12 protein-coding genes are annotated in these 15,754 nt (G+C 37.9%); 5 read left to right on the top strand and 7 right to left on the bottom strand.

Features of this window, described 5'->3' with window-relative positions; translation table 11 throughout:
• Positions 1-259 precede the first annotated feature (259 nt).
• Together acs and H5089_RS11870 are read left to right on the top strand one after the other, a co-directional pair.
• Positions 260-2,200, top strand: coding sequence for an acetate--CoA ligase (acs, locus tag H5089_RS11875; RefSeq protein WP_024597311.1), 1,941 nt, complete (start codon positions 260-262; stop codon positions 2,198-2,200).
• 104 nt (positions 2,201-2,304) lie between these two features.
• The gene (locus H5089_RS11870) at positions 2,305-2,955 is read left to right on the top strand and encodes a response regulator transcription factor (protein WP_002958948.1); all 651 of its coding nucleotides are present in this window, start codon (positions 2,305-2,307) and stop codon (positions 2,953-2,955) included.
• Between the two features lie 99 nt (positions 2,956-3,054).
• On the opposite strand, the gene purU is transcribed toward H5089_RS11870, so the two are convergent.
• Positions 3,055-3,885 (bottom strand): formyltetrahydrofolate deformylase, encoded by an 831-nt coding sequence (gene purU, locus H5089_RS11865; RefSeq protein ID WP_182712263.1) that lies wholly within the window; start codon positions 3,883-3,885, stop codon positions 3,055-3,057.
• Positions 3,886-4,091: 206 nt separating this feature from the next.
• Positions 4,092-5,978 (bottom strand): hypothetical protein, encoded by a 1,887-nt coding sequence (locus H5089_RS11860; protein ID WP_182712262.1) that lies wholly within the window; start codon positions 5,976-5,978, stop codon positions 4,092-4,094.
• 310 nt (positions 5,979-6,288) lie between these two features.
• Between H5089_RS11860 and H5089_RS11855 the strand changes: the two genes are divergently transcribed.
• The 3 genes from H5089_RS11855 to H5089_RS11845 all read left to right on the top strand — a co-directional run bounded on the left by H5089_RS11855 (position 6,289) and on the right by H5089_RS11845 (position 9,815).
• Positions 6,289-7,266: a DNA topoisomerase IB gene (locus tag H5089_RS11855; protein WP_182712261.1), complete on the top strand. Its 978-nt coding sequence runs from the start codon at positions 6,289-6,291 to the stop codon at positions 7,264-7,266.
• A gap of 210 nt (positions 7,267-7,476) precedes the next feature.
• Positions 7,477-8,802: a murein L,D-transpeptidase gene (locus H5089_RS11850; RefSeq protein WP_182712260.1), complete on the top strand. Its 1,326-nt coding sequence runs from the start codon at positions 7,477-7,479 to the stop codon at positions 8,800-8,802.
• 11 nt (positions 8,803-8,813) lie between these two features.
• Complete coding sequence (locus H5089_RS11845; RefSeq protein ID WP_182712259.1) at positions 8,814-9,815, top strand: D-Ala-D-Ala carboxypeptidase family metallohydrolase; 1,002 nt, start codon at positions 8,814-8,816, stop codon at positions 9,813-9,815.
• A 275-nt stretch (positions 9,816-10,090) separates the two neighbouring features.
• On the opposite strand, the gene pelG is transcribed toward H5089_RS11845, so the two are convergent.
• Genes pelG through H5089_RS11820 form a run of 5 tightly spaced genes read right to left on the bottom strand, consistent with a single transcriptional unit; the run spans position 10,091 to position 15,743 of the window.
• Positions 10,091-11,455, bottom strand: a complete 1,365-nt coding sequence (gene pelG, locus H5089_RS11840; RefSeq protein ID WP_024597305.1) for an exopolysaccharide Pel transporter PelG — start codon at positions 11,453-11,455, stop codon at positions 10,091-10,093.
• Entirely contained in the window at positions 11,443-12,960 is a 1,518-nt protein-coding gene (gene pelF / locus H5089_RS11835; RefSeq protein ID WP_182712258.1) for a GT4 family glycosyltransferase PelF, read from the bottom strand. Before pelF ends, pelG begins: the two co-directional genes overlap by 13 nt.
• A complete protein-coding gene (locus H5089_RS11830; protein WP_024597303.1) occupies positions 12,953-13,936 on the bottom strand; it encodes a hypothetical protein in 984 nt (327 codons plus the stop codon). Before H5089_RS11830 ends, pelF begins: the two co-directional genes overlap by 8 nt.
• Complete coding sequence (locus tag H5089_RS11825) at positions 13,933-15,231, bottom strand: PelD GGDEF domain-containing protein (protein ID WP_182712257.1); 1,299 nt, start codon at positions 15,229-15,231, stop codon at positions 13,933-13,935. Before H5089_RS11825 ends, H5089_RS11830 begins: the two co-directional genes overlap by 4 nt.
• On the bottom strand, positions 15,228-15,743 hold the full coding sequence (locus H5089_RS11820; protein WP_002958938.1) for a hypothetical protein: 516 nt from the start codon (positions 15,741-15,743) through the stop codon (positions 15,228-15,230). Before H5089_RS11820 ends, H5089_RS11825 begins: the two co-directional genes overlap by 4 nt.
• Positions 15,744-15,754: the final 11 nt, after the last annotated feature.

Below are 15,754 nucleotides of genomic sequence, written 5' to 3'. Positions count from 1 at the left end.
ACACAAACACTTTTGAATATGTGCAATATTTACTCAATTACCTATTGGTCTATAAGACTAAGGTTTTAGAGTTGATTAGTTTGCATTTACTTACATTTAACGCGTTGTATTATTTATGTAAAAAAATTGAAAGCAGGTGGATTATAAACTACAAATGAGCAAATTGGAGTAGAGTACAACTAAGGTCTAATACTTAATAAAGTACTGCTGAGTAATCCTTGATAAAAGCTTAAGGCAAGTAATTTAAATGGAGACGAAGATGTCACAAAGTATCTATCCAGTTCCTGCGCATATTAAAGATGCGACTCTCATTGATAAAAATAAATATAATACGCTTTATAAGCAATCTATTGATGACCCTGAAAGTTTTTGGCGTGAGCATGGCAAACGCCTCGATTGGTCTACTCCTTACACTAAAGTTAAAAACACCTCTTTTGATAAAGGCCACATCAGTATTAAATGGTATGAAGATGGCTATTTAAATGCGTCTTACAACTGTATTGACCGCCACTTAAAAACGAAAGCAGACAAAATTGCGCTTATTTGGGAAGGTGATGATCCTTCTCAAAGTGAGAACATTACTTATCAAAAACTTCATGATGAAGTGGCTAAATTTGCCAATGGTTTAAAAAAACTGGGTGTACAAAAAGGTGACCGCGTAGCTATTTATATGCCAATGACCCCACAAGCGGTGTATGCAATGCAAGCTTGTGCACGTATTGGTGCTATTCATTCTGTTGTATTTGGTGGTTTTTCACCATCGGCTATTGCTGATCGTATTAGAGATTCTGGCGCTAAGGTTGTTATTACTTCTGATGAGGGACGCAGAGCAGGAAATTGTGTTCCATTAAAAGCAAATGTAGATGAAGCGGTAGCGCAAGAAACTGTAACCACAATTGAACACGTTATTGTGCACCAATTAACAGGCGGTGAAGTTGATTGGAATGAGCACGATATATGGTGGCACGAGCTAGTTGCTGACTTACCAGCACAGTGTGAGCCAGAGCCAATGAATGCTGAAGATCCTTTGTTTATATTGTATACATCAGGTTCTACTGGTCAGCCTAAAGGTGTTGTACATACTACAGGTGGCTACTTAGTTTACTCATCAATGACACATGAATACGTATTTGATTTAAAAGAAGATGATGTGTATTGGTGTAGTGCCGATGTAGGTTGGATCACAGGCCACAGTTACATTGCGTACGGGCCATTAGTAAACGGTTGTACTCAGGTTTTATTTGAAGGTGTCCCCACTTATCCAACTGCAGGGCGTATGGGCGAAGTAGTTGATAAACACGGCGTTACTATTTTATATACCGCCCCTACAGCAATTAGAGCACTAATGGCTAAAGGTGATGAGCCTACAGCTTCGTCACATCGCGATAGTTTACGTATTTTAGGTTCAGTAGGTGAGCCAATAAATCCAGAAGCGTGGACATGGTATTACGAGAGTATTGGTAAATCTAATTGCCCGATTGTTGATACATGGTGGCAAACAGAAACCGGTGGCATTATGATCACACCACTTCCGGGCGCTACTGATACAAAACCAGGTTCTGCAACACATCCATTTTTTGGTATTGCGCCTGCATTATTTGATGCTGAAGGTAATACACTCGAAGGTGCCGTAGATGGTAATTTAGTTATTTTAGATAGTTGGCCATCGCAAGCTCGAACTGTTTATGGCGACCATGAACGTTTTGAACAAACTTATTTTAGCGCCTACCCAGGAGTTTACTTTACAGGCGATGGTTGTCGTCGTGATGAAGATGGTTATTACTGGATCACAGGTCGTGTGGACGATGTACTTAATGTGTCTGGGCACCGCCTTGGTACTGCCGAAATTGAAAGTGCGTTAGTTGCGCATGAAGCGGTAGCAGAAGCTGCTGTTGTAGGTTACCCCCATGATATTAAAGGCCAAGGTATTTATGTTTACATTACGCCTAACGAAGGTGTAACTGTAAGCGATGAATTAACTAAAGAGGTACGTAATTGGGTTCGTAAAGAGCTCAGCCCAATTGCATCTCCAGATATGATTCAATGGTCACCGGGTTTGCCAAAAACACGTTCAGGCAAGATTATGCGTCGTATTTTACGTAAAATCGCTGCAAATGAGCACCAACAACTCGGTGATACGTCAACGCTTGCCGATCCTTCAGTTGTCGATGAACTAATCGAGAACAGATTAAATCGTTAAATGTGCGTTAAAAACTTGATTACAAGTTGATTCTAAACGTAGTATATCGGCTGTCAGTAAAGGTTTTAAACCTAACTGGCAGCCGAATTTATTAGGAGTGAACCATGAGTCAGTTTTTAATAGCGGACGATCATCCGTTATTTCGTGAAGCACTAAAGGGCGCACTGAGCGCAAAATTTGAGGGTTTAGAGGTTTTTGAATCATCCGATTTTGACAGCACACTGCAAGTGTTAAGCGAGCAAGAGGATCTTGATATATTACTGCTAGACCTTCACATGCCAGGTAATGGTGATTTATATGGTCTTATTCGTATTAGAGAAGAATACCCAAGCTTACCTATTGCCGTTGTTTCGGGTAGTGAAGACGTGAATATCGTTTCTAAAGTAATGGGTTACGGCGCTATGGGTTTTATTCCTAAATCATCATCGTCTGATGATATTGCCAGTGCAATTAACCAAATACTTGAAGGCGATACATGGCTACCAAAAGAGCTAAAAAACAAAGTAGCTGAAATTGAAGGTGAAGATAGAGAAATAGCAGCGCAAGTTGCCTCATTAACGCCTCAACAATACCGAGTGCTGCAATATCTGCACGAAGGTTTACTTAATAAGCAAATTGCTTATGAACTACACATATCAGAAGCGACAGTAAAAGCACACATTACAGCCATATTTAGAAAACTCGGTGTGTACAATCGTACCCAAGCCGTTTTAATTGCCGCTAAATTAAAGCTCGAACCAATAGAGCAGGCATAATTTACATTTAAAAAGTTATTAGCTTATTTATGATAAAAAAATGCCAGCAACAATGCTGGCATTTTTTATATGTAGAATAATTAAGCAGTTGGATTAATGCTAAGAAAACACCACGGTTTTATTACCATTAATAAATAGCTTATGCTCTGAGGCAAGTTGAAGTGCTTTACAAAACACTGTTTTTTCAACATCTTTGCCCATTTTAGCCATCATTTCGGCGGTATTAGCATGTGTAACGCTGGTTACATCTTGCAAAATAATAGGCCCTTCATCAAGCTCATTATTAACAAAGTGAGCGGTAGCACCAATAATTTTTACACCGCGCTCAAATGCTTGATGATAAGGTTTAGCCCCTATAAATGCTGGCAAAAATGAGTGATGAATATTAATTATTTTACCTTCAAATCGACCCACAAATTCAGGACTTAAAATACGCATGTATTTAGCAAGACCAATAATGTCAGGATTGTAACTGGCAATTAAATCGCCTACCTTTTTATCATGTTCGCTACGGGTTAACCCTTCGTGCGATACAATATGAAATGGCACACCAAACCCTTTAGCTAGCGGCTCTAAATCAGCATAGTTAGCAATTACAGCGAGTACTTCAATATTAAGAGTTTGTTCAAATTGCTTTAACAGCATACCACCTAAACAATGAGCTTCTTTAGTTGCCAGTAAAACTACTTTAGTTTTTGCGCCGCAATGTAGCGCAAGTTTAGCGCCTTGTGGCAACAGTGCGCGTAATTGATCTAAAAAGTCGCTTTGTGGCTCACCTGTAAGCTCTGTACGCATAAAAAATCGCTGCGCGTCTTTATCTACAAATTCGTTGTTACGCGTAATGTTTAAATTATTTTTATGGCAAAGCCCTGTAATTTTAGCTATTAAGCCTACATCATCAGCACATTGGGTGGTTAGTATATAGCTCATTGTCCTCATTCTTACCCTGTAATTAATCCTTTCATTATTTGTGTTTTGGCATATAAAGCAAGGGCTTTGTGAACTAATCCAATATTAATCATGTTGTTGAGTGCAAAAGAGGTAATAAAGTTAAAAAGTATTGAATAGAGGTTAAAAAAAATGCCACCTAAGTTAACAAGGTGGCATTAATAAAAATTATCTAGGTTTGAGGTTAATTAACCCTTGGGCTCGGGAGATAAGTTTTCTTCTTGTCTTAAATACCCGGCAGCTTCTTCATCATCTTTCGCTATTGCTTGCTGAGTAGGTATAGCGCGCGTTTGTTGGTTTAGTTGATGTATTTGTGACGCATTACCTAAATCACGCTCACTGGTGATTGAGGCGATAGATTCGCGGTCTTTTAAGAATGAAATAACGTCTTTTTTGATTGCTTGTAATTGTCCTTCGTCTTTATGCATTTCCATAATGTGGCGAGGATGTTCAAGGTTTTTCATACCTGTTGCAGCAAACGTAGTAGAGATAACACGAGAAACAATAATCCAAGGCGTTATGCTACTGCGTACTAAAGTATTTTCTGAGCGGGTGCTATCGTGAATACCAGTACCTGTTGATATTTTAGACTCAGTAAAAGTGCCTTCACATTTAAAGTACACAAGCAGTGACTCAAATTGCATTTCTGCAAAAAATAGATGCGCTGTGTTTGCAAGTAACTGCGCAAATGCTTTAATAAGTACGCCTATTAGCAATAAGTGAAAGCTTGTCATTAATAGCTCACTAAATTGAATGACATGTTGGTTATTAAATGCCTGTTTAAAACTATTAATATTTGCCGCATCAATGTAATGGTAAATATTAATAAACGAATACGCTAAAAGTACAGTAAATGCTAACGCTACAATATAAAGTAAGTTACCGCTCACCAAAGCAAGTAATCTCGCGAGTGTAAAGTTTTTACCTAAGTCCATTGAGTGCAGTTTAGGCTGAATCTCTTGGATCATTTCACCTTTAAAACCGCCTTTACCTTCTATTTGTTCTTGAAGCTTAGGGTCTAATTCTCTGTAAACTCTGTTAGGTACTTCTTTATAACGGCGATTAGCCATTACTAGGTTATCGAGGTTTATGAAAATCTCGTCTGGATGAACAGACTCTTGCCAGTTTTCACGTAGTTCAGATACTTCAGCTGAAGGGGTAACTGAATTTAAACGCGCTTTAATCATGATAAAAGCAAGCGCACAGCTTAGAGTTGCTAATATAATAATTGCAATTAAGTATATTCCAGCATGAAGACTAGGCAGTTGCTCAAGCCAGCTATCTATTTCTTGTTTACTAATGTGCTGCTCTTTCATCAACCATGACATAGAAAGACCAATAGCGATGGGTAAAATAAAAGATAAAGAAATAATTTTAGCAAGCGCACCAGTACCAAGTGCTTCAATATTCTTTTCTGCATTTCGAGAGATAGGTTTACCTGTAGAGCGCCAAGAAAAAAGCACGTAAAACATTAATATTGCACTATAAACCGGAAATGCTAATTCCCCAGCTTCACCGGTAAAGCCCGACAAAGATACAAATGCAACAAGGCCATAAGCAATAAGGGCGACAAAGGTGCTTACCCATGAGCCAAATAATCGCTGGGCAACATTTCGAATAGGATATGGTAGAAACAATAGCTTAGGGATTAAGCTGTGAAGTAAGCGTGATAAAAAACCATTAGGCTCTTTAAATGTACTGTTTTTACGACCAACCAGCATTTCTTCAAGTGATTGCGCTGTGTAGGCTACTTCTTTTTGTTCTTCTTGAGCGGTTGGTGCTTGCGATTTACTGTAGTTATAAGCAAGTGAAGTTGGGTGGTTTCTACCTACAAAGTATTTAAGTGTTGCATAAATACCTGCAGATAGTGAGCGAATGCCGAATGCTAAAATAAGCATGCCAAACACCATTAAAATCCAACCTGCGGTTGTATCTTCTTTCACAGAGCCCGCAGCAATAACAAGTAAACTAATACCTGCTATAGACTCAATGAGTCCTCTTAATGCTGTTACTTTACCTTCCAGTTTGAAGGGGTTTTTTAGTCCAAGATCAATCGATCCATAATCAAAAGCCATTGAATTCTCCATTTAAACAGCACCCCAATTGCAGGGGACAAAGTGTAATTAATCTGAACTTAGGATAATAAATCTATCTCAAGTAGCTTTTTTAGCGCTAAGTGCATCGAGTTTAATCGTAATAGACTTGTTGCTGGCGCGTAAGTTCGACCTACTTTTACGAAAACCTAAATAGAATTATTAATATATATTAAGTATTTATAATTGTTGTTGGTTTTTTATTATATATCAATAATCTGTTCAGTTTAAGGTTATTTTAAAGTGATACATTTTATATTCCGACGCATGCTTAAATATAACTGGAGGGTTAATGAAGCTAATTTATGTAGACGATAATTTACCAGGGATCACTCGTAAACTTAAACATAAAAGTTGGCTTTACTTTGATCCAATCGGTAAGCAAATAAAAGAGCAAAATGTGATTGATCGTTTGAATGGATTGGCATTTCCGCCTGCCTATAAAAACGCTTGGTTTTGCCCAGAAGAAAACGGGCATATTTTAGCGACAGGATTTGATAGTAAGGGGCGAAAGCAATACCGTTACCATCCTGAATTTAGGGCGCAACAAGAAGCAAAAAAATACCAAGCATGTGGAGTATTTGGTAATAAACTCCCTTTGTTAAGAGCGCGTTTAGAAACAGACTTACAAGGCGATGAGCTTAATATTGAACGCACTTTAGCAGCAGTTGTAAGACTTATGGATTTAGGTGCGCTGAGGGTAGGTAACGAGCGTAACGTAAAGCAAAATAAAAGTTTTGGTGCGACAACATTACGAACACGCCATGCACAACTCACGGGCAAAAATATTCAGCTAAAATATCGTGCCAAATCAGGTAAAGAACGTGAAGTAAATATAACCGACAGGGTGCTTAGCCATGTTATAAAAGACTTACAAGATTTACCCGGGCAGCATTTATTTCAGTATATAAATGAAGGTGAGCGCACAAATGTTACATCAAGTGAAATAAACCAATACATTCAGCAAATAATGGGCGAGGAGTTTAGTGCAAAACACTTTAGAACTTGGCGAGCAAGCGTTATTGCATTCAAACAATTAGCTAAAGCTAAAGGGGCGCTTAGTTTAAAAAACATGCTTGATAGCGTATCTGAGCAACTTGGTAATACTCCCGCTATAGCACGCAAATCTTATGTGCATCCCGATTTAATTACGCTGTGTAAAGAAGATGAAGATACTCAAACTGCGTGGAGAGAGTCTCTTTCATTACCACGAAAAACAAAGTACTTGAGTCGTTATGAACGTGGTTTTTTAGCTTTTTTAAAAGATTAATTGCCATAGCAACTTTACACACTTGAGCATAGTAATTACATATTCTCTAGTTTAATTTATTAACGTTTAGAATAAGATTTTTTAAAAAGTCATTAAATTTCAATTGTTTATTTTGAAACTTTAATTTGGCATTACCGTTGCACCTCCAGTGTACTACTTAGTGGTAAGTACATAAGCATTTATCAACGATATTTAGCGAGGAGGTACACAGTGAAGGGGTCATTTTCAAATCAAGCGCTTACTAAAGCAAAGGGTTTTACTTTAAAAACTGCATTGTTTATTGGCATGAGCGGCTTATGCTCAGCACCAACACTCGCTGCCAATGAGCTTGAAAGTGTGGTACTCGCTAACTCTTCACTAACTACTTACAACTCACAAAAGTACGTGCAAGCAGATGACACCTACTACTTTGACCAATATTCAGCGCAGTTAATTGAACGTACAGAAAAAGCCATTAATTGGTATCAAGAAATAGTTAACAAAGGTGGTTTTACACACTTATATAACGATGAATTGCTTGAACTAGGCAGTAATAATAAACAAGTGAGCTTACTTGCACAGCGTTTATACCAAGAGCGTGACTTAAAAACTAATGTGTGCGACGAAGTTATATGCACGTTTGATAAAGATATAGAGCAAGCTGTTAAGCAATTTCAAAGCCGCCATGGTTTAAAAGTTGATGGCCGAGTGGGTAAGCGTACTTTTGCATCGCTTAATGTGCCCGCACAGCAAAAACTCGATAAATTAAAACTTAACTTTTATAGAATAACTAACTTTGCAGGCGCAAGTGATGAGCAATATGTGTATGTAAATATTCCTGAATACAGCTTACGATTTGTAAAAGCTGGCGATGTAAAATTAAAAAATAACGTAATTGTAGGTAAACCAAGTTGGGAAACACCTGCATTTAGCGACGAAATAGAAAAGTTTGTAGTTAATCCTGAATGGCGTATACCCACCTCAATTGCCACCAAAGAAATTGCTCCAAAGGTAGCCGAGGATCCTGACTATCTTGTAAAAAATAATATTGAAATTAGAAAAAACAGCTACCTAGACTCACAAACTGTTAATCCAAGCAATATTGATTGGGATTCTATTAAGCCGTACCAATTTGATCACTTTTTAGTAAAGCGTGCTGGTGAAGAAAACCCCCTAGGGGAAGTTAAGTATTTATTCCCCAATCCCGAAGCAATTTATGTTCACGATACACCAGCAAAGCACCGTTTTAGCCAAGCAAACCGAGCTTTATCTCATGGCTGTATAAGAATAGAAAAGCCTTTTTCGTTAGCGCGTGAAATTATTAAGCACGAAGGAGAAGTGCAAACACTTAATAATATGGACAGCGCACTTGCTCAAAATAGTACTCAGACGTTTTATTTAGATGAGCCTCTTCCTATTCATTTAGTTTATTGGACTGCATGGGTTGACGAAAATAAGCTGGTTAACTTTAGAGATGACATATATCAACGCGATAAAAAAGCGCTATTCAAAAATGATGAACAGTCGGTGATTGCCGCTTTATTAAAAAATAAATAATGAGAGGGTTTATGCAATTTATTCATTATATTTCTATCGCCATATTCACACTTATATTTAGCAATCATGTATTTGCTGCCGCGCCTATAAAGCCCGCGCATCAGGTAGTTGATATAAAAAACAAAGCCAGCTTTGAAGATGCAGAATTTAGCCTAAAAATTAACGACATAGTTATGCCATATTCGGTGTTTTCAGTATTTGTAATGCCCAAAGAACAAGTTGAGTTTGAAGTGCTTTTTGCGCAATCAAAAAATGCTTACACGCTAATTAACACTCAAGGGAAATCTAAGCTTACAGACACCAACCGCTGGCAATGGCAAGCACCCAAAGAGCCTGGTTTAACAACGGTAATTATTGAGTCGCCCGATAAAAAACAGCGTATGAAAATCAACGTATTTGTAAAAGTACCGGCAGACAATGTTGAAGGAGGAAAGCTCAAGTATTACCACATTGGGCACTATCCTAAACCTTCACAGATTAAAGACGCTTCACACTACATAGTGCCCGATGGCTTTGTTAAGGTAACCCCTGAAAATGAAAACGTAAAAATATCACCTCACTTTTCACTAAAAGAATTTGTTAGTAAGCAGCGAAGTAAGCACCCAAAGTATTTATTTTTACAAAATAAGTTGTTACTTAAACTAGAAAAAATACGCAAAGAACTGATTTTAGAAGGTATACCGGTTAGTAATATGGTGGTTATGAGCGGTTATAGAACTCCGTACTACAACAAATCAATTGGCAATGTAAAACTTAGCCGACATGTATTTGGTGATGCTGCCGATATTTTTATAGATAACGATGGCAACTACCGTATGGATGATATAAATAATGATGGTAAGCATTCAATTGGTGATGCTAAAGCGATGGCCGATATAGTGGAGTCGTTAGCTAGACGTGAATCATTTAAAGGTTTACTAGGTGGTTTAGGTATTTATGGGCCTAAGTCGCACAGAGGCGCATTTATACATGTTGATACGCGTGGCTTTAAAGCGCGATGGGTGAGTAAGTAATGGCAACGGCTACCTCATTTAGCATAAAGCTAAACTAGTTAAGTCTAATTGTACAAGAGATTAGCTAGGCCAAGGTAGGGTGGCTTGGTTTTTATAAGCCCTTTGTTTTATAAACATTTTATACATTTACTGAGCTAGTCTTTTTTGCTTTAAACTGAGGCGCTTATATGAGCTATAAACATGGTGTGTATCAGCCGCTTTCCAATAATTAATTATTTTAATTTTGTACGAAAAGCTTTAAATATAAAGGCTGCATAAGCAGCCTTTATATTATGCTATTGCAGCATAAACGTTTCGTATTCTAAATCTTCAAATTGTTTAGAAAGCCAAAATAACCCAACAACAGAGGTAACAATAGTTGAGAGAGCAAAGCCGTAACCATAAAATTGCGGCCCAAAAGCGATTGATAGCAAAGTTAAAACAACGTTTATTACCAAAAATAGCCCCGCTAAAAACAGGACGGTTGAGCGTTTATCTAAATAAAACAAAATATTTAAAATAGACAAAAATATAACTTGTACACCCACACCAACTACATCAATAAATAAAAGCGTTTTATAGTTTGGATCAATACCAATAAAGGTAAGTATTTGCTCGCCCCATAATAATAAGCAGGCAACGGTAATACCTTGAATTTTAAATATATCGTATAAACCGGCACGTGCAGTTTGGATCATATTGTCTTTTAAATAGTAAATCTCTTCTAACGATGAACCCTCTCGAATAGCTGTGTAAAAACGGTCGTATTCTTCTACAAAGTCGGTTTCCATTTTTACTAAAAATACTGCCATACCGGGAATAATAGACAAATAGGCTAAAAATATAGGCAAGTCGTAAATTGGGCTGGCTCGTAACGTGCCAATAATTTGAATTGATGTGCTTGGTGAATACCAAAAAATGATTTTATCAGCCCACACACCAATGTTATAAAACAGACCACAAAAGAATAGGCTGTAATACACTTTTTTATTGCTTAAAAAGTCAAAGCTTATAAGTTTTTCACCTGGGTAGCGGCGAATAATCATAAACAAAAAGCTAAAAAAGAGCAGAGCTTCGCCTGCAAAAAACGCAAAAAATAAGCCGTCTAACTGCCAGTCTCTTAATAAATATGCAAGCAATACCATAAAGGCGTAACCACTTAGCATAGTTATTAAAATTAACCGGTATTCTTTCATACCCGATAGAAAAATAGCGCCAAGCCACTGATTACATAAGCTTACAAAGGCACCTAAAATTATAATCTTAGTAACAACAGGTATAGGGAGCATAGGCCATACAGCCAAGCCTACCAATAGCGCGGCTATTGTTGTTATAAGTTGCGCACCAAGTAAATTAGGCAGTACCTTTGCCTCTTCTTTTTGAAAAAATAAATCGGCAATAAATCGAGTTAATAATAACTGCAAGCCACCCGTTAAAATAAGTGAAGCTGCCATCATGTAGGTAACAAGCGTTAAAAACTGAATAATAAGTACTTTGGGTAATACAACGCCTAAACTTAAAATACCAATTAGCATTAACGCTACAATAGAGAGCAGCCAAGGGCCTGAGCCTATTAAGCCCGCGTAGCCGTATGCTTCAAAAACTGAGAGCAGGGTATTTTTTTTGAGAATTTTTCGTATCTCAAAACCTATTCCGGCCATGCCATTGTATCCTTATAAAGTTTATCGTAACGGGCAAACATGTGGCTCTCGTCATAAAATTTTTGTACGCGGTCTAAACCACTTTTTTGATACTCAAGCCAAACTTGCTCATTTGTTAGCATGTTTGATATTTGTTGTGCTGTTTCGCTAGGTGAAGCAATTGAGACAACTTCACCGGCTTTACCTAATGCTTTATCTTCATCAGTTCCGCCTTCGATTATTTCGCGGCACGAGCCAACATCACTAGCAAGTACAGGCACACCGGCCGCCATTGCTTCTAAAAGTACTAAAGGCTGCGCTTCGGAAATCGAGGTTAAAGCTACAATTCCGAGCTTAGGCAAAATTTTGGTAATATCTTGCATACCTAAAAACTTTACACTGCTTTGTAAATCAAGACTGCCTACAAGTAGTTCACACTCTTTGTAATATTGCGGATCTTCTTCATAAGGGCCGATGATCCAGCCTTCTACTTCAGGCAGCATCGATTGCGCCTCTTTAATCGCACGTATAAAGGTTTTAATATCTTTTATAGGCACTACACGTCCAATTAATCCAACAACCGATGGTATCTGTTTTGGACGCTGCTCAAGCGCTTCAATAAAGCGCACTGTTTTAATTCCATTAGGTACAACAAATGCTTTTTCAGGCGCTGCACCATCCTTTATTTGGCGCTGCCTGTTACCGTCGTATAGCGAAATGACCTTATCTGCTTCTTGGTATGTTGTTCGGCCGATTTGCTCAAAAAAGCTGATCCACATACGGCGAATAAAGCCCATCTCGGTATTTAAGTTTTTACCTAGGCTTTGCTCAGACTCTTTAATCCAACTGGCTTGAATAAGATCTATTTTTCTCTCTTTGGTGTAAATACCATGTTCGGTCAACAAAAAGGGAGTATCGCTTATTACACTGGCACCAGATCCTAAAATACCAGCATACCCAGTAGATATTGAGTGAATAAGTTTAACCTTTGAAAGTCCACGTGCAATTTCGGCTATTTTAAATAGCGGTTTATATAAATTGCGGTATGACCAAAAAAAGTCAATAAAAGAGGATTCATCACAAAAAGTTGAATAGTAATTGGTGAGTACTTGCCACGATGATTCACTATATAAAAAGTCGGCTTCGTTAATACCGTCTTTTTTAGCCAAAGTCTCAAATGCAAACTTTAATAACTCAGTTGGGATGGGCTCATCACAATCTCTAAAATAATTTTGTAGCTGCTGCCAAAAATCAAAGAGTTCTTTTTTATATTTAACGCCATGCTTGGCTTTTATTTCAGAAGTGTCATTTTGTACTAAATAATGAACATGCAGCTTGGTAACATTTTTAGGCAAAGTATATTGAATCTCGCCATAATGCTCTGGTGCTCCACCTATAAAAACAAGCTCAAAGTTATAATGAGGTAACCCTTCAATTATTTGATGAACCCAGCTAGATACGCCACCACGTACATAAGGGTAAGTGCCTTCTAAAAGCAGTAAAATGTCTGCATTTTTATTACTCATGCCAATACTCCTGCAAATGACGTAATTCACTGCCCTTAGGTTGTTCTGGGAGTTCTTTTAAGTAGCGTTTACAGTCGTCAAACTTGTTCATACAAAAGGCAACTTCGGCTTTATAAGGCAATACATGGCGCCTTGCCATACCAAACTCAGTTGCTTTAAGTAGATACTCATGGGCTATTTCGTATTTGTCTAAGGCTAAAGATATGCGCCCTAAAAATATAAAAGTTGCAGGTGTTTTTACGTGCTCAATACTTTGCAATGCAAGTGCTTCTGCTTTTTCTAAAACGTATTTACGCAGTGCGCCTTGGGCTAAGCCTAAATAGCTCAGTTCCCAATAAAGTTCGGCTAGCTGTTTTTGTAAATGACTCAATTTTGGCTGCTTAGTTGTAACTGCTATTTCTTGCTGATACAAACTGATTTTTTCGTTAAGTTTGGTTTCTTTACCATCAAGGGTTGAGTAGGCGAGCAAGCGAATATCATCTTCTAAATCTTTAAGTGCTAGCTTTAAAATAGGAATAGCTTGTGAGTCACTCATGTGACGAGCCGCCATTACAGCACTTAAACGCTTATTTGGCTCATTAGCGTGCTTCAAAATTGCTTTAAGTCCGCCAATTGAATAGGTTGGATTTGCTGATATTGCTCTGGCTTCAAAAGGAAGCTCAGGTATTTTATGCTCCTCTATTTCTATCTCGTCATTCTTGAGAGGTTTACAAAGAGCAAACGTAAGCGCTACTACAACACCTATAATTCCAAGTACTGGTAATGTAAACAATAATAAAAACATGAGTAGCAAAGAGCTATAAGGAGTCGTTTTGTATTTTTTAGGTATAAAAACATAACTAACAATAGCAAAAAAGATGCTAGCGATAGCATGCAATAATATAGCTAAAAACCAATCAGGTGTTTCCAGTACTTCTATTAGTGCAAAGTACTGACAAATACACCCTAATATAGCCGCTACAATAATTATAATCATGAAAGTGAAACCAATCTCTTTATGTCATCTGAGCTTATAGGTAGTGCAAGTTGCTGCTCAATAACAATATCAAGCTCAGCTAAAGTGCTACCAGTGCGCTCTTTACACCAAGTGTTCATTCGGGCGATAAACCCTGCTTTTTCAAGCTCATCAGCTAATGGCATTAATAGCAGTAATACCTGATTTTGATTATCGTACAAATAAATGTCTAAACCACGGCGTGCTTCACTTAAATAACTCATAAGTTGAGTGGATTTATCAGTAATATTATTAGCTTTTATTTTTAGTAGCTGCGATGGAATGTTGTATCGTTTTGCTTCTTTATTCGCACGTTTAACTTGGCGAATAAAGTATGGATACTCTTCATAAGTCATTACTGGGTTTGTTATTTCATGGCGCAGTAGGTCGCCAATATGCCCAGCCATAACTGCAAGTAGTGTAAGAGTGGTATTTTTAAGCGCAAAAAATTGTATTCTTTCAACCAAAATAGCGCCGTAAATAGTATTGTTTACGTCGATAAGTGGGATTGCCATATGGTATTTACTTATACCCGATGATGCTTTTTCGTCTTTTACCGATACTAATTCTTTTTCTTCGATCATCGCTAATATAAGAGGATCGTTTTTAGCTATTTGACTCATCTTACCTATAGAGGCAAGTGGTGGTTCTAAAACACTGTCGTTTTCAACTTTATATAACCCCGCTCTTTCTAGCGAACCGTACTCAACAAACAAGTCGATTATTTTTTGTGCTGCGCTATCAAGTCTTCTTTCTTTTAATAGCCCGATAGAGGTTCTTACTGCTTGTAGTGATTCACGTAAACTTAACGTATGGCCAGCTAGCATTTGCTCAATTCTATCGTGAGATGAATTAATTAAATGATACTGACGAGTAAATGTTTCAAGACGATCTGTTACGTACTCAAGCTGAATACTTTGCTGTTGATTAGTACGCTCCCACACATCCCTAAATTCGCCTGTGATCATAATTACAATAATGTAGCCAATCATAGCGTTAATATTGAAGTCGCTTTGCGGTGATAAAATATTTGCTTGAAGTAAAAAAAGTTGGCCAACAAGCAAACATAAAATACTAATAAAGCCTTTTGAAAAGCCATAGCGTAAAGAAACTAAAAGTGGGCCAAGTACAGGCCACGAAAACCCTCCCTCAGTCCAAAATGGGTCCTGTGCGTTAAATAATACAGGCAGCCCTAAAGCAAGCGCGGTAAATATAAATACCTCAGCCCATATTTGTAGCTCAGGAACGTCTCTTGGTCTAAGGAAATGTGTTTTCACTCACTAACCTCTATATAAGAAATTAAATCGGCAATCACATCTTGTGCTGTTGCTGCAATGCTATCGCGGCCCCAGCCACTTTTAGCAATAGTACCTGTCCAAACTGGTGTGGTTTGTCCATTTACAGTGAGTGATAATGTAAGTGCAACAACAGGTTCGCCATCAAGGCCTGCTTTATAGCGCCACTCTTCAATGCTGCCTGTTAGTACATAGTCAGCTTGTTGAGTGCTTAACCATTGCATAGCATTGTCTAAACGGTATTGATCATCCAGTGGTGGAAGCTCTTTGCTGTTTACGCGAGGTGCACGTATTAGAGTTGGTAATTTATTTTGTTGCCAAATGCTGGCTAAAATATCTTCAGCACGCTCACCGGCAAGCGGTGTTTGAGCATGATTAACAAGCGGCATTAGTGCCACTGTTTTTGAAGGGCTAAGCTCTATATCATCAGCAACTCTGCTGGTGGTACATGCTGATAATAGTAATACCAAACACGGTATAATTAAACGAAACATACTCTCTCCTA

The organism is Pseudoalteromonas sp. SR45-1 (assembly GCF_014163655.1).
Classification (GTDB): Bacteria; Pseudomonadota; Gammaproteobacteria; order Enterobacterales; family Alteromonadaceae; genus Pseudoalteromonas; species Pseudoalteromonas distincta.
This window is presented reverse-complemented; position numbering and strand designations above follow the sequence as displayed.